The organism is Pseudomonas sp. UYEF17, assembly GCF_040546125.1.
GTDB lineage: Bacteria > Pseudomonadota > Gammaproteobacteria > Pseudomonadales > Pseudomonadaceae > Aquipseudomonas > Aquipseudomonas putida_Z.
The window spans coordinates 197,202-214,743 of sequence record NZ_JBEPNE010000004.1; the positions used below are offsets into that span (position 1 = coordinate 197,202).

General features: G+C 63.8%; 18 protein-coding genes. 9 read left to right on the forward strand and 9 right to left on the reverse strand.

Features of this window, described 5'->3' with window-relative positions:
• Nucleotides 1–178: 178 nt before the first annotated feature.
• Together ABIB24_RS08460 and gloB are read right to left on the reverse strand one after the other, a co-directional pair.
• The gene (locus ABIB24_RS08460) at nt 179–1,609 is read right to left on the reverse strand and encodes a lytic transglycosylase domain-containing protein (RefSeq protein ID WP_046615577.1); all 1,431 of its coding nucleotides are present in this window, start codon (nt 1,607–1,609) and stop codon (nt 179–181) included.
• A gap of 100 nt (nt 1,610–1,709) precedes the next feature.
• Nucleotides 1,710–2,489: a hydroxyacylglutathione hydrolase gene (gene gloB / locus ABIB24_RS08465; RefSeq protein ID WP_354316314.1), complete on the reverse strand. Its 780-nt coding sequence runs from the start codon at nt 2,487–2,489 to the stop codon at nt 1,710–1,712.
• Between the two features lie 85 nt (nt 2,490–2,574).
• On the opposite strand from gloB, the gene ABIB24_RS08470 reads away from it, so the two are divergent.
• The 4 genes from ABIB24_RS08470 to ABIB24_RS08485 all read left to right on the forward strand — a co-directional run bounded on the left by ABIB24_RS08470 (nt 2,575) and on the right by ABIB24_RS08485 (nt 7,042).
• Entirely contained in the window at nt 2,575–3,348 is a 774-nt protein-coding gene (locus tag ABIB24_RS08470; RefSeq protein ID WP_085664609.1) for a class I SAM-dependent methyltransferase, read from the forward strand.
• A gap of 13 nt (nt 3,349–3,361) precedes the next feature.
• Nucleotides 3,362–3,808 (forward strand): ribonuclease HI, encoded by a 447-nt coding sequence (gene rnhA, locus ABIB24_RS08475; protein WP_003261021.1) that lies wholly within the window; start codon nt 3,362–3,364, stop codon nt 3,806–3,808.
• Between the two features lie 51 nt (nt 3,809–3,859).
• Nucleotides 3,860–4,618 (forward strand): DNA polymerase III subunit epsilon, encoded by a 759-nt coding sequence (dnaQ, locus tag ABIB24_RS08480; protein WP_085590408.1) that lies wholly within the window; start codon nt 3,860–3,862, stop codon nt 4,616–4,618.
• 174 nt (nt 4,619–4,792) lie between these two features.
• Complete coding sequence (locus tag ABIB24_RS08485; RefSeq protein ID WP_313666659.1) at nt 4,793–7,042, forward strand: Orn/Lys/Arg family decarboxylase; 2,250 nt, start codon at nt 4,793–4,795, stop codon at nt 7,040–7,042.
• Here ABIB24_RS08485 and ABIB24_RS08490 read toward each other — a convergent pair.
• Nucleotides 7,026–7,244, reverse strand: coding sequence for a hypothetical protein (locus tag ABIB24_RS08490; protein ID WP_003261019.1), 219 nt, complete (start codon nt 7,242–7,244; stop codon nt 7,026–7,028). The genes ABIB24_RS08485 and ABIB24_RS08490 overlap by 17 nt on opposite strands.
• Before the next feature lie 157 nt (nt 7,245–7,401).
• On the opposite strand from ABIB24_RS08490, the gene chrR reads away from it, so the two are divergent.
• Nucleotides 7,402–7,962 carry a class I chromate reductase ChrR gene (chrR, locus tag ABIB24_RS08495; protein ID WP_137164440.1) on the forward strand — a complete coding sequence of 187 codons (561 nt, stop codon included), beginning with the start codon at nt 7,402–7,404 and terminating at the stop codon, nt 7,960–7,962.
• A gap of 172 nt (nt 7,963–8,134) precedes the next feature.
• Here chrR and ABIB24_RS08500 read toward each other — a convergent pair whose 3' ends face one another.
• A complete protein-coding gene (locus tag ABIB24_RS08500; protein ID WP_313666645.1) occupies nt 8,135–10,207 on the reverse strand; it encodes a TonB-dependent receptor family protein in 2,073 nt (690 codons plus the stop codon).
• A 220-nt stretch (nt 10,208–10,427) separates the two neighbouring features.
• Here ABIB24_RS08500 and ABIB24_RS08505 point away from each other — a divergent pair, with 220 nt between their 5' ends.
• The 3 genes from ABIB24_RS08505 to ABIB24_RS08515 are packed head-to-tail and all read left to right on the forward strand — an operon-like array spanning nt 10,428 to nt 11,390.
• Nucleotides 10,428–10,676, forward strand: a complete 249-nt coding sequence (locus tag ABIB24_RS08505; RefSeq protein WP_003261017.1) for a helix-turn-helix domain-containing protein — start codon at nt 10,428–10,430, stop codon at nt 10,674–10,676.
• 11 nt (nt 10,677–10,687) lie between these two features.
• Nucleotides 10,688–11,035, forward strand: a complete 348-nt coding sequence (locus ABIB24_RS08510; RefSeq protein WP_313666642.1) for a head completion/stabilization protein — start codon at nt 10,688–10,690, stop codon at nt 11,033–11,035.
• Nucleotides 11,028–11,390 (forward strand): hypothetical protein, encoded by a 363-nt coding sequence (locus ABIB24_RS08515; RefSeq protein WP_313666639.1) that lies wholly within the window; start codon nt 11,028–11,030, stop codon nt 11,388–11,390. The genes ABIB24_RS08510 and ABIB24_RS08515 overlap by 8 nt, the downstream gene beginning before the upstream one ends.
• Here ABIB24_RS08515 and ABIB24_RS08520 read toward each other — a convergent pair.
• On the reverse strand, nt 11,387–11,779 hold the full coding sequence (locus tag ABIB24_RS08520; protein ID WP_313666637.1) for a helix-turn-helix domain-containing protein: 393 nt from the start codon (nt 11,777–11,779) through the stop codon (nt 11,387–11,389). The genes ABIB24_RS08515 and ABIB24_RS08520 overlap by 4 nt on opposite strands.
• Nucleotides 11,780–11,979: 200 nt before the next feature.
• Between ABIB24_RS08520 and ABIB24_RS08525 the strand changes: the two genes are divergently transcribed.
• The gene (locus ABIB24_RS08525; RefSeq protein WP_085614415.1) at nt 11,980–12,243 is read left to right on the forward strand and encodes an Ogr/Delta-like zinc finger protein; all 264 of its coding nucleotides are present in this window, start codon (nt 11,980–11,982) and stop codon (nt 12,241–12,243) included.
• A gap of 79 nt (nt 12,244–12,322) precedes the next feature.
• Here the strand turns inward: ABIB24_RS08525 and nuoN are convergent, their stop codons facing one another.
• From nuoN to nuoK, 4 genes are read right to left on the reverse strand one after another with little or no spacing between them, the layout of a single operon-like run.
• Complete coding sequence (gene nuoN, locus ABIB24_RS08530; protein WP_025339926.1) at nt 12,323–13,792, reverse strand: NADH-quinone oxidoreductase subunit NuoN; 1,470 nt, start codon at nt 13,790–13,792, stop codon at nt 12,323–12,325.
• 7 nt (nt 13,793–13,799) lie between these two features.
• Complete coding sequence (gene nuoM / locus ABIB24_RS08535; protein WP_015271056.1) at nt 13,800–15,332, reverse strand: NADH-quinone oxidoreductase subunit M; 1,533 nt, start codon at nt 15,330–15,332, stop codon at nt 13,800–13,802.
• Nucleotides 15,333–15,381: 49 nt separating this feature from the next.
• Nucleotides 15,382–17,235 (reverse strand): NADH-quinone oxidoreductase subunit L, encoded by a 1,854-nt coding sequence (gene nuoL, locus ABIB24_RS08540; protein ID WP_025339925.1) that lies wholly within the window; start codon nt 17,233–17,235, stop codon nt 15,382–15,384.
• Nucleotides 17,232–17,540 carry an NADH-quinone oxidoreductase subunit NuoK gene (nuoK, locus tag ABIB24_RS08545; protein ID WP_003251446.1) on the reverse strand — a complete coding sequence of 103 codons (309 nt, stop codon included), beginning with the start codon at nt 17,538–17,540 and terminating at the stop codon, nt 17,232–17,234. Before nuoK ends, nuoL begins: the two co-directional genes overlap by 4 nt.
• Nucleotides 17,541–17,542: the final 2 nt, after the last annotated feature.

Here is a 17,542-nt window from a genome sequence, read left to right on the forward strand (position 1 = left end):
CCTGCTTCTGTCCAATGGGAATGACGCGGTAGCTGTAGGAGCGGCCTTGTGTCGCGATCGGGCTGCGTAGCAGCCCCAGCGATATCGGCATCACCTTCAATAATCTGGGGCTGCTGCGCAGCCCGATCGCGACACAAGGCCGCTCCTACAGCCACCGCGTCAATGCGGCAGGCGGGGATCAATGCGAGAGGTAGACGGTGAGGGTCTGGCCTGGCTTCAGGGCATGGCCGCTGCGCGGGTTCCAGCGTTTGAGGTGCTTCATTTCCACGTTGAAGCGCTTGGCCACCAGGTACAGCGAATCGCCCTTGCGTACCTTGTACTGCGTGGAGCGCTGCCCGGAGGCGGCTACCCGATTGCCAGCAGCGCTTGGCGCGCTGCCACCGCGCAGGGCCAGGACCTGGCCAGCGCGCACGCTGTTGCCGGAGAGACGGTTCCAGCGCTTGATGTCCTTGACCGAAACGCGGTTGGCCTTGGCGATGGCGCCCAGGTTGTCGCCGCGCTTGACCCGGTAGCTGCGCGCCGCCACCGGGGCCTTGGCTTCGGCCACGGCGCGGGCGAACACCGCCTTGTTCGGCTGCAGGCTGACCAGTTGCTCGGGCTTGAGGTTGGACAGGCTGTCGCTCAGCAGCTGCGCCTTGGCGGTGGGTACCAGCAGCTGCTGCGGGCCATCCACGGTCATGCGCTTCTTGAATGCCGGGTTGAGCTGGATCAGCTCGTCTTCGTCGATGTTGGCGAAGGCCGCTACCCGCGACAGGTCGAGGCGGTCGTTGATGGCCACCGCCTCGAAGTAGGGTTCGTTGGCGATCGGGTTCAGGTTCACGCCATAGGCTTCCGGCGTGAGTACCACCTGCGACAGGGCCAGCAGCTTGGGCACGTAGTCGCGGGTTTCCTGCGGCAGCGGCAGGTTCCAGTAGTCGGTGGGCAGGCCGAGCCGTTCGTTGCGCTCGATGGCGCGGCTGACCGTGCCTTCGCCGGCGTTGTAGGCAGCCAGGGCCAGCAGCCAGTCGCCGTTGAACATGTCGTGCAGGCGGCTGAGGTAGTCGAGCGCGGCGTTGGTCGAGGCGGTGACGTCGCGACGGCCATCGTAGAAGTTGGTCTGGCGCAGGTTGAAGTGGCGGCCGGTGGACGGAATGAACTGCCACATCCCCGCGGCATGGGCGCGCGAGTAGGCCATCGGGTTGTAGGCGCTTTCGATGGCTGGCAGCAGGGCCAGCTCCAGTGGCATGTCACGTTCTTCGAGGCGCTCGACGATGTAGTGCAGGTAGAGGCTGCCACGCTCGCCGGCGCTTTCGATGAAGCTTGGGTTGCTGGCGAACCACAGGCGCTGCTGCTCGATGCGCGGGTTGACGTCGATGTTGTCCTGCAGGGCAAAGCCCTGGCGCATGCGTTCCCACACGTCCTGTGGTGCCTGCTCGGCCGGCTTGACCAGCAGTGGTGAAGGCTTGTGCTTGATCCGCGCCTGGTAGTTGTGCGCGCGAACGCTATCGGATTCGTCGAGCTGACGGGTGCTCTGGCAGCCCACCAAAGTGGCGGCCAGGGCCAGCGCACTGATTTGGGCCAGGCGCGTCAGGGCGACGGAATGAGAGGTTCTGCGGCTACGGGAAGACATCGGCTGACACAGGTTTCCGGGCGAAAAATTTCGGCGATTCTAGAAACCGCTCCGGGCCTGGTCAACCTTTGACCATCGCTTGCGATATATCTTGAGGTTATCAGAAGGTGTCCTTCCAAGACCTCAAGGCAGCAAAAACAGCGACATGCGAGGGGTTTGAATGTCCCTTCCATTCGTCTGCTTTTTGTTTAACTAATGTTTCAGAGGTGCGCAGGAAGGGGTTGGTCAGGCGCTCCAAACCGATCGTTGATGGCAATGTGATGCGATTGTCGGCACGCAAACGGGTAACGTCCTCGAACCGCTGCTGAACGTGCGGGTTGCCAGGTTCCACTGCCTTGGCGAAACGCAGGTTGCTCAGGGTGTATTCGTGGGCGCAGTACACCTCGGTCTGCTCTGGCAGGGCTGCCAGGCGGGCGAGGGCTGGCTGCATCTGTTCGGGGGTGCCTTCGAACATGCGCCCGCAACCGGCGGCGAATAGCGTGTCGCCACTGAACAGCACCGGCGTTGCCGGCTGGTCGCTGAACAGGGCGATATGCCCCAGGGTATGGCCGGGCACGGCCAGCACCTGGAAGGTCACGCCAAGCACGGTCACCTGGTCACCTTCGTCCAGCGCCAGGTCACGGCAGGGAATGCGCTCGTGGGCCGGGCCGCAGACCCGCGCGCCGGTCAGTTGCTTGAGCCGTTCCACGCCGCCGACGTGGTCGTTGTGGTGGTGGGTGACCAAGATGTCGCTCAGTACCCAGCCGGGGTTGGCCGACAGCCAGCGTTCCACTGGGCCGGCGTCACCCGGATCGACCACCGCGCAGCGGCGTTTGGCAGTATCCTGTAACAACCAGATGTAATTGTCGGAGAAAGCGGGGAGAGCATCGATCTGTATCATGGTGCGGATCCGATTCGCCTAGCGTGGCACATGAAGGCATCTTATCCGCGATGGCGCGGTGCGAGAACCTTCGAGGGAGAGCGCAATGACCGACCAAGCCTTTGCCCAGGCCGACCCGGACTGGGTCAAGCTGATCAGCCTGGCCCGTGAGTGGTTCAACGGCCCACTCGGCCAACTGATGCTCAAGGAGGAGGAAAAACTGCTGGAAGAAGAGCTCGGGCGCTTCTTCGGGGGTTACCTTGTGCACTACGGGCCCTGCGCCGAGCCACCGCCCAGCGCGCCCCAGGTGCAGCGCAACGTGCGCCTCGGTGCGCCGCTGCCGGGGGTGGAGATTGTCTGCGAGGAGCAGGCCTGGCCGCTGAGCGAGCACGCCGCCGACGTGGTGGTGCTGCAGCATGGCCTGGATTTCTGCCTTTCGCCCCACGGCCTGCTGCGCGAGGCGGCCAGCGCGGTGCGCCCTGGCGGGCACCTGCTGATCGTCGGGATCAACCCCTGGAGCAGCTGGGGCATGCGCCATTTCTTCAGCCACGGCGCCTTGCGCAAGGCCCGTTGCATCTCGCCGTCACGGGTGGGCGACTGGCTCAACCTGCTGGGCTTCGCGCTGGAGAAACGCCGCTTCGGGTGCTATCGTCCGCCGCTTGCCTCACCGGCCTGGCAGCAGCGCCTGGCGGGCTGGGAACGGGTGGCCGGCGGTTGGCAGGGCTCCGGTGGCGGGGTGTACCTGCTGGTAGCGCGCAAGATGGTGGTGGGCCTGCGGCCGTTGCGCCAGGAGCGTCGCGAGCCGATGGGCAAGCTGCTGCCGCTGCCACTGGCCAAGGTGAACCGCGCGGCGGCCAACCCGGATACTGAAAAGCACTGAACATGAGTGGTACATGAGCGAAAGCGTCGAGATGTTTACCGATGGTGCCTGCAAGGGCAACCCTGGCCCTGGCGGCTGGGGCGTCCTTATGATCTACAAGGGCGTCGAGAAGGAACTGTGGGGCGGCGAACGCGAAACCACGAACAACCGCATGGAACTGATGGCCGCGATCCAGGGCTTGATGGCGCTGAAGCGCGAATGCGAAGTGGTGCTGACCACCGACTCGCAGTACGTGATGAAGGGCATCAACGAATGGATGACCAACTGGAAGAAGCGCGGCTGGAAAACCGCGGCCAAGGAGCCGGTGAAGAACGCCGACCTGTGGCAGCAGCTGGATGAGCAGGTCAACCGCCACAAGGTGACCTGGAAGTGGGTACGCGGGCATATCGGCCACCCCGGCAACGAACGCGCCGACCAGCTGGCCAACCGTGGGGTCGATGAGGTGCGCGCCAAGCGCTGAGCTGGGGTACAATTCCGGCCTTTGTAACTGATGCAAGTTGGAGCGCCCCGCGTGGAGCAGCAGCAAGATAAACGGTTCGTCATTCTCGATACCGAAACCACGGGTATGCCGGTCAGCGAAGGCCACCGGATCATCGAGATCGGCTGTGTCGAGGTCATCGGCCGGCGCCTGACCGGGCGGCACTTCCACGTCTACCTGCAGCCGGACCGTGAGAGTGACGAGGGCGCCATCAACGTCCACGGCATCACCGATGCCTTCCTGGTCGGCAAGCCACGCTTTGGCGATGTTGCCGAGGAGTTCTTCGAGTTCATCCAGGGCGCCACGCTGGTCATCCACAACGCGGCGTTCGACGTTGGCTTCATCAACAACGAATTTGCCTTGCTGGGCCAGCAGGACCGCGCGGACATTTCGCAGCACTGCACCATCCTCGACACCCTGCTGCTGGCGCGCTCGCGCCACCCGGGGCAGCGCAACAGCCTGGATGCGCTGTGCAAACGCTACGACATCGACAACTCGGGCCGTGAGCTGCACGGCGCATTGCTCGACTCGGAACTGCTGGCTGACGTCTACCTGGCAATGACGGGTGGCCAGACCAGCCTGTCGCTGGCCGGGCATGGTGCAGAGGCCGGGGATGAAGGGGCGGGTGCTGGTGGCAGCGAGATTCGCCGTATTACCGGGCGGGCGCCCGGGCGGGTGATCATGGCCAGTGCCGAGGAGCTGGAGGCGCATGCCGAGCGCCTGGCGGCCATTGCCAAGTCGGCGGGTGGGCCATCCATGTGGCAGGCTCTGACCGAGACACCTGCTGGCTGATCTTCCGCCTGCTCCGGCCTCTTCGCGGGCTCGCCCGCTCCCACAGGTACTGCACAGGCCTTGAGCCTGTTGGAAATCCTGTGGGAGCGGGCAAGCCCGCGAAGAGGCCGGTCCTGGCCACACAGGTTCTACTACCCTGAAATGGACGCCATGTCCTTCGGAGGTAGCCACCTGATGTACAAGGACCTCAAGTTCCCCATCCTCATCGTGCACCGCGCCATCAAGGCCGACAGCGTCGCTGGCGAGCGTGTGCGGGGCATCGCCGAGGAACTGCGCCAGGACGGCTTTGCCATCCTCGCCGCCGCCGACCATGCCGAGGCCTGCCTGGTCGCTGCCACCCACCACGGCCTGGCCTGCATGCTGATTGCCGCCGAGGGCGTCGGCGAGAATACCCACCTGCTGCAGAACATGGCTGAGCTGATCCGCCTGGCCCGCCTGCGTGCTCCCAACCTGCCAATTTTCGCCTTGGGCGAACAGGTGACCCTGGAAAACGCCCCCGCCGAAGCCATGAGCGAGCTCAACCAGCTGCGCGGCATCCTCTACCTGTTCGAAGACACCGTGCCGTTTCTTGCGCGCCAGGTGGCGCGTGCCGCACATATCTACCTCGACGGCCTGCTGCCGCCGTTCTTCAAGGCCTTGGTGCAGCACACCGCGCAGTCCAATTATTCCTGGCATACCCCGGGCCACGGCGGCGGCGTGGCCTATCGCAAAAGCCCGGTGGGCCAGGCCTTTCACCAGTTCTTCGGGGAAAACACCCTGCGCTCGGACCTGTCCGTTTCCGTGCCGGAGCTGGGCTCGCTGCTCGATCACACCGGCCCCTTGGCCGAAGCCGAAGCCAGGGCCGCGCGCAACTTTGGCGCCGACCACACCTTTTTCGTCATCAATGGCACCTCCACGGCCAACAAGATCGTCTGGCACGCCATGGTCGGCCGCGACGACCTGGTGCTGGTGGACCGCAACTGCCACAAGTCGGTGGTGCACGCGATCATCATGACCGGTGCCATTCCCCTCTATCTGTGCCCCGAGCGCAACGAACTCGGGATCATCGGCCCGATCCCGCTCAGCGAGTTCAGCCCCGAGGCGATCCAGGCGAAGATCCAGGCCAACCCTCTCGCCCGTGATCGCGGGCAGCGCATCAAGCTGGCGGTGGTGACCAACTCCACCTACGACGGCCTGTGCTACCACGCCGGCTTGATCAAGCAGACCCTGGGCGCCAGTGTCGAGGTGCTGCACTTCGACGAGGCCTGGTTCGCCTATGCGGCGTTCCACGAGTTCTTCACCGGGCGCTATGCCATGGGCACGGCCTGCGCGGCAGACAGCCCGCTGGTGTTCAGCACCCATTCCACCCACAAGCTGTTGGCCGCGTTCAGCCAGGCCTCGATGATTCATGTGCAGGACGGGGCCAGGCGCCAGCTGGACCGTGACCGCTTCAACGAAGCGTTCATGATGCACATCTCGACCTCGCCGCAGTACAGCATTCTCGCTTCGCTGGACGTGGCCTCGACCATGATGGAAGGGCCGGCCGGGCGTTCGCTGCTGCAAGAAATGTTCGACGAGGCGCTGAGCTTTCGCCGTGCCCTGGCCAACCTGCGCGAGCACATCGCCGCCGACGACTGGTGGTTCAGCATCTGGCAGCCGCCGAGCGCCGAAGGCATCCACCGCCTGGCCGCGCAGGACTGGCTGCTGCAGCCGGGGGCGGAGTGGCATGGCTTTGGCGAAGTGGCGGACGACTATGTGCTGCTCGACCCGCTGAAGGTGACCCTGGTAATGCCAGGCCTGAGCGCGGGCGGTGCGCTGGGCGAGCATGGCATCCCGGCCGCAGTGGTCAGCAAGTTCCTCTGGGAGCGAGGGCTGGTGGTGGAGAAAACCGGCCTGTACAGCTTCCTGGTGCTGTTCTCCATGGGTATCACCAAGGGCAAGTGGAGCACCCTGCTCACCGAGTTGCTGGAGTTCAAGCGCCACTATGACGGCAATACCGCCCTGAGCAACTGCCTGCCGAGTGTGGTGGCTGCCGATGCCTCACGCTACCAGGGCATGGGCCTGCGCGACCTGTGCGACCAGTTGCATGGCTGCTACCGCGCCAATGCCACGGCCAAGCAGCTGAAGCGGCTGTTCACGCGCTTGCCGGAGGTAGCTGTGAGCCCGGCCCGGGCCTATGACCAGATGGTGCGCGGTGAGGTGGAGGCGGTGCCGATCGAGGCGCTGCTGGGGCGGGTGGCGGCGGTGATGCTGGTGCCGTACCCGCCTGGTATTCCGTTGATCATGCCGGGGGAGCGGTTCACCGAGGCGACCCGCTCGATTGTCGATTACCTGGCGTTCGCCCGGGCGTTCAACCAGGGCTTCCCAGGTTTCGTCGCCGATGTGCACGGCCTGCAGAACGAAAGCGGCCGCTACACGGTGGATTGCATCAGGGAATGCGAATGATCTCGACGCCGCTGCGCGCCAGTTCGAAGCGGTTTTCACCCAGGTGGTTCACCTTGTCGCCGATGGCCAGGCGATAGGTGGTGATGGGGGCGCCCAGCGTGCTGCCGTCGGTTTGCAGGGTCGATTCCTGGAACTCGTGCACGGGGTAGATGCGGCCTTCGGCGTCACGGGCGTGGAATTGGCCGACCATTACTGCTGCCATTTGGGTGGAAACCTCTGAATTACGTGGGAAATGTCTGCAGGCATAGACCGTGGAACAGCGTCGGAAGTTTTCGCCCCGCGGAAAAAAAACCAAAGCGCCGAGGAACGGTCATCTATAACTACAACGTCCCTTTACCCAGCAGAGGTTGGAAATTGCCATGAGCCAGGTGTATTCGGTAGCAGTGGTCGTCGGTAGCTTGCGCAAGGACTCCTACAACCGCAAGATCGCCCGCGCACTCTCGGAGCTGGCGCCGTCCAGCCTTGCCCTGAAGATCGTCGAGATTGGCGATTTGCCGTTGTACAACGAGGATGTCGAGGCCGAAGCACCGCCGGAAGCGTGGAAGCGTTTTCGCGACGAGATCCGCCGCAGTGATGCGGTGCTGTTCGTTACCCCGGAGTACAACCGCTCGGTACCTGGCGGCCTGAAGAATGCCATCGATGTGGGCTCGCGGCCCTACGGGCAAAGCGCCTGGAGTGGCAAGCCGGCGGCAGTGGTCAGTGTGTCGCCTGGGGCCATTGGTGGCTTTGGTGCCAACCATGCCGTGCGCCAGTCGCTGGTGTTTCTGGACATGCCGTGCATGCAGATGCCCGAGGCCTACATTGGCGGCGCGGCTAGCCTGTTCGAGGATTCGGGCAAGCTCAATGACAAGACCCGACCGTTCTTGCAGGCGTTTATCGACAAGTTCGCTTCCTGGGTGAAGTTGAACAGGGCGGTTTGACCTGCCTTGAGCAATCATCGCTGAGCGCACGAACCCTGTAGGAGCGGCCTTGTGTCGCGAAAGGGCTGCGCAGCAGCCCCAGGATTTCAGCTTCGCAACATAAATTGCCGGGGCTGCTGCGCAGCCCTTTCGCGACACAAGGCCGCTCCTACAAAAAGCTGTGCGCAGCGGATTAGCGGAAGCTGTAGGAAACCCCGGCATACACGCCAAAGCCTTCGCCCGGCGTCGAACGGGCCTCATCCTTTCCAGCATCGTTGTAGCCAGGTGTCACCGTCGCCGCATAACGCTTGTTGGTCAGGTTGCGCAGGTCCAGCCAGGTCTGCCAGTCCTGCTTCGGTGAATCCCAGCCCAGGCGTGCGCCGAGCAGGGCATATTCATCGGCGTGGTAACTGTTGGCGTAGTCCACCTGCACCTTCGACGCCATCTGCGTATTCACCCCGGCGTAGAAACCGCTCGGCCAGTCATAGCGCAGCTCGGCCTGGTAGTAGTGCATCGGAATGCCCGGCAGGCGGTTGTCGCCGAACTTGTCGTCATCGCGGTAGTGGAAGTCACTGAAGGTGTAGGCCTGGCGCAGGCTCAGCTTGCCAGTACCGGCACGCTCCCAAAGGGTGCTGTCGAGGCCGGCTTCCACGCCCTGGTGCACGGTCGGGCTGGCGTTGAATTCCGAAGTGAAGTTGGGCACCACTTCCACGGCCAGCAGTTCATGGCGCACCTGCGAGTAGTACCAGGCCAGGTCCCAGCGGCCAAGCGCCGAATCGCCACGCGCGCCCAGCTCCAGGGTCGTGGCGGTCTGGTTCTGCATCTCGATCGGCTGGATCTGCTTGCCGCCTACTTTGGGCGAGCTCCAGATCAGCGACCACGGGTGAGGTGGCTCTACCGAGCGGCTCAAGTTGCCATACACCTGCAGGTCCGGGCTGATGTCATAGCGCAGCCCCACGCGTGGCGCATAGTCCCAGTCGTGCATGCTCACCTTGCCACCCTCGGCAGGGTAAGTGACATCACTTTCACGACGGGTATAGATCATCGCCAGGCCTGTGGTCAGCCACAGGTTCGGTACCAGCTCCAGGTCATTGCCCACATGCAGCACGGTGTCCGAGCCCTGGTAGGTGAAGTCGCGGGTGCGCTCACCGAACACGTCGCCCGTGCGTTCGAACTGTGAAGCACCGCTGTTGGGCAGGTGCTTGGTGGTGCGCCAGCCGACGGTGGTCTTGCTCTCGTGGCCGAACAGGGTATCGCGGCGGAAGTAGTTCAAGGTGCCGCTCACATCGGTATAGGCCACCTTCAGGCGCATCGGGCCTTCGCGCAGGTCCATCGGGTAGTCGTGGTAGACCAGGCCAGCTTCCAGGCGCGCATCGTCGTCGAGGTAGAAGGTGGTCTTGTTGCCCACCCAGGTACTGCCCGGTTGCGGGCGGCTGTCGTCGCGGGCCAGGTAGGCTGGGTTCGCGGCGCGGGGGTGGTGCTTGATCTGCTCCTTGGTCAGGCGCCCGGCCAACTCGTTCTCGGTTTCCCGGTAGCGCAGGTAGAAGCGGGTTTCCAGGTTCGGGTTGAAGCGGTAGCCGACGTTGGCGGCAACCCCCTTGGCGCTGCCGCTGCTGTGCGCCTGGTAGCCGTCATATTCCGAATCGGTCAGGGCCACGTAGTAGTCGAGGTTGCCCAGCACCTGCCCCGAGCTGATGTGCCGGTGCTGGTAGCCGCGGCTGCCGACTTCGTAGCGCACCTGCAGCGGCGCGGCGTCGTAGCCGGTGTGGGTGACGTAGTTGATTGCACCGCCAAGGGCGAGCGACCCGTGGTCGAAGCCGTTGGCGCCGCGCAGCACTTCGGCACGGCTCAGCCACAGCGGTTCGAACAGCTCGTAGGGTGTACCGCCCGGGCCGGTCAGGGGCAGGCCGTCGAACATCGTGTACACCCCGGAACCGTGGGCCCCCGGTGCGCGGTTGATGCCCGAACCGCGGATCGACAGCTTGATGCCATCGTTGCCCGCTGATTGGGCGAATACCCCGGGCTGGTAGGCAAGTACATCCTGGTTGCTGGCAACCCGGCCTTGCCCTACACGCTGCATGTCCACCAGGTTGCTGGCGCCCAGCACTTGGTGCAGGCGTTCGCTGGCGGCGGTCAGGTCGTTCTGCTCCTCATCGGTGATCAGCACCTGGCCCAACTCGACCGAAGGTGCCGCCAGGGCGGGCTGGGAGGCAGCGAAAGCAGCCAGCAGGCCGAGGCAGGATGGTGGGGGCAAAACGCAACGCATTGTACGACTCCAGGCGAAAGGCGAATGGACAACGGCGTTGAGACGAGCGAAATGCCGCTTGGAGCACGAGGAAAGTCGACAAATATCGCGCAACCTTCGTCAGACGGTTTTGTACGAAAGTTCTTTACAAGCCGTAGCGATGGAGCAGGGCGACCTGCGCTTCGTAAGGTGATTGCAGACCGGCAGCGATGCCTCGCTCAATCACCCGTGGAGTTCAAACATGACTGACAACGCACGACACTCGCAGCAACCCCTGGCGGACGCCCCGGTTCGCCTGACGCCACGTGAACGGCAAGTGCTGTTGTGGTGTGCCTACGGCAAGAGCTCGTGGGAGATTGGCCAGATCCTGGAATGCAAGGAATCGACGGTGAACTTCCATGTGTCGAACATCCTGCGCAAGTTCGATGTGCCCACGCGGGTGGCTGCGGTGATCAAGGCCATTCGCTACGGCATGCTGGCCGAGCAGTGAGGGGGTGAAGCATGGGCAACGATCCTCGGTTACCGCGTTTTGCCGACTGCCATGACCCGTTCTGGCCACGGGTGGACCTGGGCAGGCTGCGTGAGCGCCTGAACCTGCAGCGGCCTGTCAGTGAGGCTGCGCTGGAGGTGGCCGCACGCTGCGCCGCCATCGACGCGGCACGCGAATTCGCGTGCTGGCGCGCGGTGTTGCGAGAACGTGGCTACAAGCGCCTCGAGGATGTGGCCGGGCATGACCACGGGCGTGCATTGCGGGTGTGCTACATCCGCTTTGTCGAAGCCGCGGTCATGCATAACCTGGACTCGACCGCCTACCTGCCCGCTGCACACCGAGGGGCTGCCCATGACTGAAGAAACTGTTTTCGACAGCCTGGCCCCGGCGCTGGTGGAGTTGCTGGGCGTGGATGGCAATGTACTGTTCGCCGCGCTGTTGGGGGCTTTGCTGGTGAGCGCGGCGCGCGACCGGTTGATCACCAACAAGGCCAGGCGCCTGACGCTGGGCAAGAAACTGTTGCTGGTGTTCGTGACCGTAGGGGTGGGCCACCTGTTCGAGCCGCTGGTCTCGTCACTGGTGCCCCTGCTGAGCCGTGGCATGGCGGGTTTCGTGGCAGCCGTGGTGGTGATCCCCATCAGCCTCAAGGTGATGGTCTGGCTGGATACCCTGGACCCGCGCGAACTCATCCAGCGCTGGCGCCGCCGGGGTTAGCCGCTGGCGGCATTGGGCGAGCGACTGGTCAGCGCGCTCAATTGCCGTTCCAGCTGCTGGATGCGTTGCTTGTCCTGGACCAGCAGGAGAACAGCCTGACGATCGGCAAGCGACAAGGTGCGCAGGCGCGCGAGCATGTCCTGTTCCCAGCCTTCTTCGTCCAGGCCTGCGCGATGTCGTTCGGGTTCACCCAGCAGAAGCCAGTCCAGTGAGCATGCGTATTGCCTGGCGATGTCTATGCAAAGTGAATAAGGAATGCTGTCGCGCACCTTCCAGCTGCTCAATGTCTGCGGGCTGATCGAAAGCGCTCTGGACAGCTCGGCGTCAGATTCCGTAGCGGTCAGAAGCTTCAGCCTGGCCAGCACCGAAGCAAGTACGTGGGTACTCATAACAAATATCCATGACTGGTTTAATGATATTCCATGGGCTTAAACTACTCGTTATGAATACAGCCCTGCGTTTTAAGGAGCGTTCCTGCAATGAGAAGCATCAAACTGAAGAATACACCTATATATGCAGCCAATACTGACAAAACCGGACGACTATTCTCACAGAAGGTAAGCCTGAACAATGCTTGCAGGTACTTGCCGTGAGTACATACAAGCTGGTTTGCCCGCATTGCCACAGCCGGATGCGCATACGCACCAGCGAAGGGCGTCATATTTTCCTGCGGATCGCCTATTTGCAATGCACCAACGAGGCATGTGGCTGGTCGGTGCGCGCCGAGTTCGAAATGACCCATGAACTCTCGCCCAGCGGCATGCCCAACCCGGAAGTGTACCTGCCTTCGGCCAATGGTGATTTACGCAAGGCAGCGCTGCCGGGGGCCGCCCAGGACAACTCTGGTGAATGAGCCTTAATGCTCACGGATAAAAAGCGCGCAGATAAAAAAACACCCCGCATGAGCGGGGTGTCTTGTTTTGCCGGGGCGATCAGCCGATCAGTTGCAGGCCGGCTTGCTGGACCATTTCCAGCAGCGGTTGCGGGTACACACCCAGCACGAAGGCAAGAATGGCGATGGCCAGCAGCATGACGCCGCCGGTGCGCTGTTCCCACTTCAGGGGGGCGTCGTGGCGACGCAGGTTTGGCTCGACCAGGTACAGGGTGACCATGACGCGCAGGTAGTAGTAGACACCGATGGCGCTACCGATCACCAGCGCACCGACCAGCCACCACAGGTGCGACTCGACGCCAGTGGCAATGATGTAGAACTTGCCGATGAAGCCGGCGGTGAGCGGGATGCCCGCCAGCGACAGCATCATCACCGTCAGTACCGCAGTCAGGTACGGACGGCGCCAGAACAGGCCGCGGTACTCGTACAGTGCATCGGCGTCACGGCCGCCGTAAGGCGAGGACATCAGGGTGATGACGCCGAAGGCGCCCAGGCTGGTGATCACGTAGGTGACCAGGTACACGCCCATGGCTTCCAGGGCCAGGCCCTTGCTGGCGACCAGGGCGATGACCAGGTAACCGAAGTGGGCGATGGACGAGTAACCGAGCAGGCGCTTGAGGTTGCTCTGGGTCAGTGCCAGCAGGTTGCCGATCAGGATCGAGGCCACGGCAATCACCGCCAGCACGGTGCTCAGCACGCCGCTGCTGGCAGCAGGGGAGAGCATGAACAGGCGCACGACCACGGCGAACACCGCAACCTTGCTGGCGGTGGCCAGGAAGGCGGCGACCGGTGCCGGGGCGCCTTCGTACACGTCTGGGGTCCACAGGTGGAACGGTACCAGCGACAGCTTGAAGGCCAGGCCGACCAGCATCATGCCCAGGCCCAGCTGGGCCACCAGGCTTGGCATGCTGGTGGCGGCCAGGGCCTTGCCGATCTGGTCGAAGCTCAGGCTGCCGGCGTCGGCGTACAGCAGGGCCATGCCGAACAGCAGGAAGGCCGAGCCTGCGGCCGACAGCACCATGTACTTGATGCCGGCTTCCAGCGAGCGCTTGTTGAAGAAGGCATACGCCACCAGGCCGTAGACCGGTACCGACAGCAGCTCCAGGCCGATGAACAGGCCGGCCAGGTGGTTGGCGCTGACCAGCACCAGGCCACCGAGGGCCGACATCAGCAGCAGCAGGTACAGTTCTTCACGGTTGCCCGGGAAGCCCTTGGAGCCTTCGCCGAGGTAGGCGTGGGCGAGGGTGACGCAGGCCAGCGTCGCCACCAGGATGATCGCCATGTACAGGCAGGCGAACTTGTCGATGGTGATCAGCGGGGTGACCGCCAGCGGCGCAACCTTCAGCGCCGGCAGGATCGACAGCAGGGCCAGGTTGAGGCCCACGGTGGACAGCAGGAAGGTCTGCGAGTGGTTGCGCTTCCAGGCGATCGCCAGCATCACCACCACCGTGGTGATGGTGGTGATCAGCATCGGCGCCAATGCGATGAAGTGTTGAGTGGTGAATTCCATAGCGCTCTTACCGGGCCGAAGCGAGTTGAGTGAAAGCGGAACCGAGCCACTGCTGCACACCACTCATGGTGGCGGCAGAGGTGTCGAGGAACGGCTGCGGATACACGCCCAGCAGGATCAGCAGTACCGCCAGACCCAGGACCATGATCAGCTCGCGACCGTCCATGCCGGCCAGCACGGTGTCGGTCTTGGCCGGGCCGAAGTAGGCGCGGTGGATCATGATCAGCGAGTACACCGAACCGAACACCAGGCCAGTGGTGGCGATCACGGTGATCCACGGCACGCTGGCGAAGCTGCCGATCAGGATCAGGAACTCGCCGACGAAGTTGCCGGTACCGGGCAGGCCCAGGGAGGCGGCGGCGAAGAACAGGCTGATGGCTGGCAGGTAGGCGATGCGGTGCCACAGGCCACCCATCTGGCGCATGTCACGGGTGTGCAGGCGCTCGTACAGCTGGCCGGCCAGGATGAACAGCGCGGCAGCGGACAGGCCGTGGGCCAGCATCTGGATCACCGCGCCTTGCAGGGCCTGCTGGCTGCCGGAGTAGATACCGATCAGCACGAAGCCCATGTGCGAGACGCTGGAGAAGGCGACCAGGCGCTTGATGTCGGTTTGCGCGAAGGCCAGGAAGGCACCGTAGAAGATACCGATCAGGCCCAGGGTCATGGCGATTGGCGCGAACTCGGCCGAGGCGTTCGGGAACAGCGGCAGGGCGAAGCGCAGCAGGCCGTAGGCCGCAGTCTTCAGCAAGATACCGGCCAGGTCCACGGAGCCTGCGGTCGGTGCCTGGGCGTGAGCGTCAGGCAGCCAGGAGTGGAACGGCACCACCGGCAGCTTCACCGCGAAGGCGATGAAGAAGCCCAGCATCAGCAGGTACTCGGTACCGGCTGGCAGTTCGGCCTTGAGCAGGTCGCTGTAGTTGAAGGTGATCACGCCGGTGTTGGTGTAGTTGACCAGCACCAGGCCGAGGATCGCCACCAGCATGATCAGGCCGCTGGCCTGGGTGAAGATGAAGAACTTGGTCGCCGCGTAGATCCGGGTCTTCTTGCCGTCCGACGAGCTGTGACCCCAGAGCGCGATGAGGAAGTACATCGGCACCAGCATCATTTCCCAGAAGAAGAAGAACAGGAACAGGTCCAGGGCCAGGAACACACCGACCACGCCGCCGAGGATCCACATCAGGTTGAGGTGGAAGAAGCCGACGTGACGCTGGATCTCTTTCCAGGAGCACAGTACCGACAGCACACCGAGCAGGCCGGTGAGCAGGATCATCAGCAGCGACAGGCCGTCGAGGGCCAGGTGGATGCTGATGCCGAAGCGCTGGATCCACTGGACTTTGTATTCCAGGGCCCAGGCAGGCTCGGCGCCCGGTGCGGGGGCCAGGGTGTAGTCGCCGTTACCCCACAGCCACAGGCCGATGCCGAGCAGCAGGGACATGGTCAGCAGCGCGATCCAGCGCGGCAGGGTGGCGCCGAAGCGCTCACCCAGCCAGCACAGGAAGCCGCCGATGAAGGGGATCAGGATCAGCCAAGGCAAAATCATGACGGGTTCGTTTCCTTTTGCAGGGTCGCAAGGTTCACAAGGTTCATGGTCATACCGCGGCCACTACCACAGCGCCGAGTACCAGCACTGCGCCAACGGCGATCGAAGCGGTGTACCAGCGCAGCTGGCCGGTCTCGGTCTTGCTCATGGCGACGTGGCCGCCGCGAGCCAGGCGAGGGATCAGGCCGATGCTGCGGTCAACCGGGTCCTTGCGCAGGATGTGGCTGATCAGCAGGTAAGGTTTGACGAACAGCTTGTCGTAGATCCAGTCGAAGCCCCAGGCGGCGAACCACCAGGCCGACAGGACACGACCGATACCGCTGTTGGCGACGGCGCTGACGAAGCGGCGCTTGCCCAGGAACAGCAGGGCCGACAGCAGGATACCGGCGATGGCGATGGCGCCCGAAGTGAGCTCCAGCGCGTGCTTGGCTTCGCCACCTGCGTGGCCGGCGCTTTCAGGCAGCACGCCTGCCAGCGGCGGGGTGATCCAGGCGCCGACGAAGGTCGACAGCACGATCAGCACGCCCAGCGGCAGCCAGTGGCTGATACCGTGGCCAGCGTGGGCTTCGGTCTTGGCTTCGCCGTGGAAGGCGATGAAGATCAGGCGGAAGGTGTACAGCGAGGTCATGAACGCACCGACCAGGCCGGCGTACAGCAGGCCGGTGTTGCCGCTGGCGAAGGCTTCCCAGAGGATCTCGTCCTTGGAGTAGAAGCCCACGGTCACGATAGGCAGTGCAGCCAGGGCAGCGCCACCGACCACGAAGCTGGCGTAGGCCAGCGGCAGTTTCTTCCACAGGCCGCCCATTTTGAAGATGTCCTGCTCGTGGTGGCAGGCAACGATCACCGCACCGGAGGCAAGGAACAGCAGGGCCTTGAAGAAGGCGTGGGTCATCAGGTGGAAGATCGCCGCGTCCCAGGCGCCAACGCCCAGGGCCAGGAACATGTAGCCGATCTGGCTCATGGTCGAGTAGGCGAGGATACGCTTGATGTCGGTCTGCACCAGCGCGGCGAAGCCGGCCAGTACCAGGGTCACGCCACCGACCACGCCTACCAGGTGCAGGATGTCCGGCGCCAGCAGGAACAGGCCGTTGGTACGGGCGATCAGGTACACGCCCGCGGTCACCATGGTTGCCGCGTGGATCAGTGCGGAGACCGGAGTAGGGCCGGCCATCGCGTCGGCCAGCCAGGTCTGCAGTGGCAGCTGGGCCGATTTACCGACCGCACCACCCAGCAGCATCAGGGTTGCCAGCACCATCCAGGTGTCGCCAGCCTGGAACTTCTGCGGGGCCAGCACCAGCAGTTCCTGCACGTTCAGGGTACCCAGCTGGACGAACAGGATGAACAGGCCGATGGCCATGAACACGTCGCCGATACGGGTGACGATGAATGCCTTGAGTGCCGCGTTACCGTTGTTGCGGTTGCTGTAGTAGAAACCGATCAACAGGTACGAGCACAGGCCCACGCCTTCCCAGCCGAAGTAGATGAACAGCAGGTTGTCGCCCAGCACCAGGAACAGCATGCTGGCGATGAACAGGTTGGTGTACGCGAAGAAGCGCGAGTAGCCGGCTTCGCCACGCATGTACCAGGAGGCGAACAGGTGGATCAGGAAGCCGACACCGGTGACCACGCCGAGCATGGTGACCGACAGGCCGTCCAGGTACAGGGTGAAGTTCGGCGCGAAGCCGTCCACCGACATCCACTGCCACAGCAGCTGGCTGTACGCGCCGCCTTCAGGCGGGGCGACGTTGAATTGCCAGATGACGTAGGCGGCGGTGGCGGCCGAAAGGCCTACCGAGCCGACGCCGATCAGGGCGGACAGGTTCTCCGAGAACCGCCCGCGCGAGAACGACAGCAGCAGGAAGCCGACGAGGGGGAAGACGAAAGTCAGGAAGAGAAGGTTCATCCGCGCATCTCACTGGCAGCATCGATGTCGAGAGTGTGGAAGCGGCGATACAGCTGCAGCAGGATGGCCAGGCCAATGCTGGCCTCGGCGGCTGCCAGGCTGATCACCAGAATGAACATCACCTGGCCGTCGGGCTGGACCCAACGGGCACCGGCGACGACGAACGCCAGGGCAGAGGCGTTCATCATGACTTCCAGGCTCATGAGCACGAAGAGGATGTTGCGGCGGACCATCAGGCCAACCAGACCTAAGCAGAACAGGATGCCGGCGACTGCCAGACCATGCTCGAGAGGGATAGCACCCATGA

Excerpts from the sequence above, each read along its gene's own strand:
- ABIB24_RS08520 (WP_313666637.1), bottom strand. The coding sequence starts at position 11,779 with ATGAGTACCCACGTACTTGCTTCGGTGCTGGCCAGGCTGAAGCTTCTG.
- chrR (WP_137164440.1), top strand. The coding sequence starts at position 7,402 with ATGAGCCAGGTGTATTCGGTAGCAGTGGTCGTCGGTAGCTTGCGCAAG.
- ABIB24_RS08485 (WP_313666659.1), top strand. The coding sequence starts at position 4,793 with ATGTACAAGGACCTCAAGTTCCCCATCCTCATCGTGCACCGCGCCATC.
- ABIB24_RS08490 (WP_003261019.1), bottom strand. The coding sequence starts at position 7,244 with ATGGCAGCAGTAATGGTCGGCCAATTCCACGCCCGTGACGCCGAAGGC.
- rnhA (WP_003261021.1), top strand. The coding sequence starts at position 3,362 with ATGAGCGAAAGCGTCGAGATGTTTACCGATGGTGCCTGCAAGGGCAAC.
- ABIB24_RS08470 (WP_085664609.1), top strand. The coding sequence starts at position 2,575 with ATGACCGACCAAGCCTTTGCCCAGGCCGACCCGGACTGGGTCAAGCTG.
- ABIB24_RS08515 (WP_313666639.1), top strand. The coding sequence starts at position 11,028 with ATGACTGAAGAAACTGTTTTCGACAGCCTGGCCCCGGCGCTGGTGGAG.
- nuoM (WP_015271056.1), bottom strand. The coding sequence starts at position 15,332 with ATGATTTTGCCTTGGCTGATCCTGATCCCCTTCATCGGCGGCTTCCTG.
- gloB (WP_354316314.1), bottom strand. The coding sequence starts at position 2,489 with ATGATACAGATCGATGCTCTCCCCGCTTTCTCCGACAATTACATCTGG.
- nuoN (WP_025339926.1), bottom strand. The coding sequence starts at position 13,792 with ATGGAATTCACCACTCAACACTTCATCGCATTGGCGCCGATGCTGATC.
- nuoL (WP_025339925.1), bottom strand. The coding sequence starts at position 17,235 with ATGAACCTTCTCTTCCTGACTTTCGTCTTCCCCCTCGTCGGCTTCCTG.
- ABIB24_RS08460 (WP_046615577.1), bottom strand. The coding sequence starts at position 1,609 with ATGTCTTCCCGTAGCCGCAGAACCTCTCATTCCGTCGCCCTGACGCGC.
- ABIB24_RS08510 (WP_313666642.1), top strand. The coding sequence starts at position 10,688 with ATGGGCAACGATCCTCGGTTACCGCGTTTTGCCGACTGCCATGACCCG.
- nuoK (WP_003251446.1), bottom strand. The coding sequence starts at position 17,540 with ATGGGTGCTATCCCTCTCGAGCATGGTCTGGCAGTCGCCGGCATCCTG.
- ABIB24_RS08500 (WP_313666645.1), bottom strand. The coding sequence starts at position 10,207 with ATGCGTTGCGTTTTGCCCCCACCATCCTGCCTCGGCCTGCTGGCTGCT.
- ABIB24_RS08505 (WP_003261017.1), top strand. The coding sequence starts at position 10,428 with ATGACTGACAACGCACGACACTCGCAGCAACCCCTGGCGGACGCCCCG.